The sequence below is a fragment of the Dellaglioa sp. CoH-57-MRSF-19 genome, assembly GCF_056781975.1.
Genome location: NZ_JBXAXW010000020.1, coordinates 1 through 1,268 on the forward strand (window position 1 = coordinate 1; position 1,268 = coordinate 1,268).

Genomic DNA, 1,268 nt, shown 5'->3' on the forward strand with positions numbered 1-1,268 from the left:
GTTCGCGTGCACGGTATCGAGCGATTGCAAGCGATGTTGGAGGGTGCGCCACGTAACACTGTGGTGGTTGCCGACTACAACGCTCTCATGTACCGACAATACAGCGTGTGCTACGGCACGACGCCTGTCACGGTCTACCCAATCATTGACTTTCTGCGACAGTTTCGCTTTTCGTACGCAGGATTGGACGAATCGCACAAGGTGAAGAACGATACGGGGCGCACGCAAGCCACGATGTGCCTCATCTGTGACGTGCCGAAAATTCGGCTGGCCTCGGGCACTATGGCCCACGATAGCCCCTCGGACATGGCTATGCAGGTTGGGGCCATGGACCCTACGCTGTTCGGCACCAAGGACGAATTCAACGCCAAATACGGAGAGCAGGTTTCCGGTGGCCGCGTCAAAATCTGGAAGCCCGGGGCACAAGAGCAGATCATGCGAAAGATCAAATCGCGGATCGTGGTGGCTGGTGCCATGCGAAAGGAGTGGGCCGCGTTTCTTCCGACCAAGCGCGAGTGGATCGGCGGCTGTCGCCTGACGCCAAACCAACAGGCTGTGTACGATTCGATCCTCGAAGAGACAATCCAGAAGATCGAGGAAGCAGCGCGCGAAAACAGCGAGCTGTCACGATTCTTGGGGCGTCACGATCGGAAGGCGATGCTGGAAGATGCCGAGGACTACGATGCGGACGCTGAGGATAACGAACACGACGAAGATGCGGATACTGATCTTTCGGCGCTGCTGCGTCCGTATCTGGCGCGGCTTGAACAGTTTCTAATGGCTCCCGGTCATGATCCGCTGGGTAACCAACTGCTGAGCGGTGAAGATCGTGACAGCCCCAAAGTGAAGATGGTACTGGAGCGTGTCGCGGCGCACCTGTTCGGCGGCAAAGAGATCGATCCGGAGACAGGCAAGAAGGTACCGTACGGGCCGTTCGACGGGAAGGTGCTGATCTTCACAAACAACGTGATCAGCGCCGAAGAGGTGTGGCGTTTGGCACCGCCTGAACTGAAGGCGTGCGGGATGCTGTACAAGGCTCAGAACAAGGTGGAGCACGGCCGACGTTTCGAGAAAATGGCGCGCATTCGCTGGATGGTGGGCGTCGAAGTCTCGATGAACGAGGGTATTAACTTCCAGTTCGTGAGCCGTATATGCCGTACTGAAGTCGTGTGGAACCCGGGAACTCTGGAGCAAGGCAACAGCCGCGCCAACCGCCCTGAGCTAAAGGCACTGGATCGACGACCGTTCGTTTTCTTTGACTCGTTCAC

Annotated in this window: 1 protein-coding gene; it reads left to right on the plus strand. The window is 57.5% G+C overall.

Features of this window, described 5'->3' with window-relative positions; translation table 11 throughout:
* Positions 1-60 precede the first annotated feature (60 nt).
* Positions 61-1,268 (plus strand): SNF2-related protein (locus AC1RO3_RS07870; protein ID WP_481763910.1); only part of this gene is annotated, 1,208 nt, incomplete at its 3' end.